The organism is Dietzia sp. E1, from assembly GCF_014145015.1.
Taxonomy (GTDB): Bacteria; Actinomycetota; Actinomycetes; order Mycobacteriales; family Mycobacteriaceae; genus Dietzia; species Dietzia cinnamea_A.
In genome coordinates this window covers 1-2382 of sequence record NZ_JAALDU010000109.1, presented here as the reverse complement: position 1 = coordinate 2382, position 2382 = coordinate 1, and the positions used below count along the sequence as shown (strand labels likewise).

At 72.8% G+C, this 2382-nt stretch carries 3 protein-coding genes; all 3 read right to left on the bottom strand.

Going from position 1 to position 2382, the window contains the following annotated elements:
• Positions 1-24: 24 nt before the first annotated feature.
• Positions 25-399 (bottom strand): MTH1187 family thiamine-binding protein, encoded by a 375-nt coding sequence (locus G6030_RS04865; protein ID WP_182642375.1) that lies wholly within the window; start codon positions 397-399, stop codon positions 25-27.
• A gap of 62 nt (positions 400-461) precedes the next feature.
• On the bottom strand, positions 462-1565 hold the full coding sequence (locus tag G6030_RS04860; RefSeq protein ID WP_007633836.1) for an LLM class flavin-dependent oxidoreductase: 1104 nt from the start codon (positions 1563-1565) through the stop codon (positions 462-464).
• A gap of 21 nt (positions 1566-1586) precedes the next feature.
• The coding region (locus tag G6030_RS04855; protein WP_182642374.1) for an SDR family NAD(P)-dependent oxidoreductase at positions 1587-2382 on the bottom strand (796 nt) is incomplete at its 5' end.

Genomic DNA, 2382 nt, shown 5'->3' with positions numbered 1-2382 from the left:
TCGGATCCAACGGGCGGGGTGAGGTCACGAGCGGAACCCCTCGTCGTCGTCGGACACTCCCCCGCCGAGCGCGGCGCCGCCGCCGGACGCGGCGTCCCCACCCGCCAGGTGGCGCTCCACCCGGTCCACCTTTCCGCGCAGCTCGCCGGAGCGGCCAGGCCGCAGATCCGCCTTGAGCACCAGCGACACCCGCGGCGCCACGGCCAGCACGGCGTCGATCGCGGCGCGGATGACGGGCATGACCTCGTCCCACTCGCCCTCGATGGTCGTGAACATCGAGGTCGTCTCGTGCGGCAGACCGGACTCGCGGACCACCCGGACCGCCTCGGCGACCGCCTTGCTCATGGACGCCGACTCGTCCGCGGTGGACGTCGGGGCGACGGAGAAAGCGAACAGCATGGCATCACCGTAGACCCGCCACGCCCGATCGTGCAGATTCCGGACGCCCGGCGATACCTACGTCACAGACGCGAGACCGTCTGCGGCACACCCGGCGTGTACCCGGCCTCCGCGAGCAGCTCCCGCACCCGCGGGATGACCTTGCGGCCGTACAGGTCGATGCAGGTCATGAGGTCCTCGTGCGGGGTGGGGCCGCTGGCGTACTTGAGGTCGAAACGGTCCAGGCCCAGCGTGCGGACCGTGGTGGCGATCTTCTGCGCGACCGTCTCCGGCGAGCCGACGTACATGGCGCCCGAGCGGACCTCGCGGTGGAAGTCGGCCTCGGTCGCGTCGCCCCAGCCGCGCTCGCGGCCGATCTGGTTGCGGTTGACGATCCAGTGGCGCGCGGACAGCTCGGCAGCCTTCGCATCGGTCTCCGCGACGAAGCCGGGCGAGTGCACGGCGATCGGCAAACGCGGCGCATCGGTCCCCGCGAGCTGGGCGTTGGCCTCGCGGTACAGGTCGGCGAACGGGGCGAACCGACCGGCGGGCCCGCCGATGATCGCCAGCATGAGCGGCATCCGGTAGCGGGCCGCGCGGACCACGGACTCCGGGCTGCCACCCACCGCGATCCAGGCGCTCAGCCCGCTGGCGGTCTTGGGGTAGACGTGCTGGTCGACCAACGGCGGCCGCAGCTCGCCCGACCACGTCACCGGCCCCTCGGGCAGCAGCGCGGCGAACAGGTCCAACTTCTCGCTGAACAGCTGCTCGTACTGGGACAGGTCGAAGCCGAACAGCGGGAACGACTCGGTGAACGAGCCGCGGCCCAGCACGACCTCCGCGCGGCCGTTGGACAGCGCGTCGATGGTGGCGAAGCGCTGGAAGACGCGGATCGGGTCGTCGCTGGACAGGACGGTGACGGCCGAGCCGAGGGTGATGCGCTCGGTGCGGGTGGCGATGCCGGCCAGGACCACGTCGGGGGCGGAGACCGCGAAGTCGGGGCGGTGGTGCTCGCCGATGCCGATCGCGTCGACGCCCACCTGGTCGGCGAGGACGGCCTGCTCCACGACGTCGCGCAGGACCTGCGCGTGGTGGACGGGCCGGCCGTCGGAGTCGACGGTGGTGTCGCCGAAGGTGTCGAGGCCGAAGGCGACGCGGGGCTGTGGTCCGAAGGCTGCGGTGCTCATGCACCCAGCATAGTTGATCCGTCATCTAGCGCTGGAGGTGCGCGACGCGCGGACGTAGCGGGCGATCATCCGGTCCATGAGGCCGGGGGCGAGGCGCTGGAGGCGCCACGTGGCGCGGGCGCGGACGGGTTCGACGACGAGAGCGCGGTTGCCCGCCACTCCCGCGAGCACCGACGCCGCCAGACGGTCCGGGTCGAGCGGCCGCCGCACGCCCTGCCCGTCGAGGTAGAACCGCCGCCCGTCGAAGCCGTCGAGCTGGCCCTTGTCGAGGATCGCCGTGTCCACGGCCGCCGGGCACACCACGGTCACCCCGACCCCGCGCCCGGCCGCCTCCGCCCGCAGCGACAGGCCCAGTCCGACCACCGCGTGCTTGGTCATCGCGTAGCTCGTGATGAGACCCGCCGGGCAGAGCCCGCCCATGGACGCGGTGAGCACGAGCGCCCCGGAGCCGCGGGCGATCATGGGCGGGTACGCCGCGTGCACGCAATGTACGACACCCCGGACGTTGACGTCGATGATCGCGTTCCACTGGTCGAGGCTCAGCAGCTCGGTGTCCCCGCCCCACGTGATACCGGCGTTCGCGAACATCATGTCCAGCCCGCCGCAGGAGGAGATGACCTGCTCGACCAGGGCGGAGACCGCCTCGGCGTCGGTGACGTCCAGGCGTGCAGGCTGCGCGCCCCCCGCCACCGCGGGAGCACCGGCCCGGGCGGACCTCGTCGTCGTCACCTCCTCGGCGACCCGGCGCGCGGCGGCGAGGTCGATGTCGGCCACCACCACGTGCGCGCCCGCAGCGACGAGCGCGCGGACCAGCGCC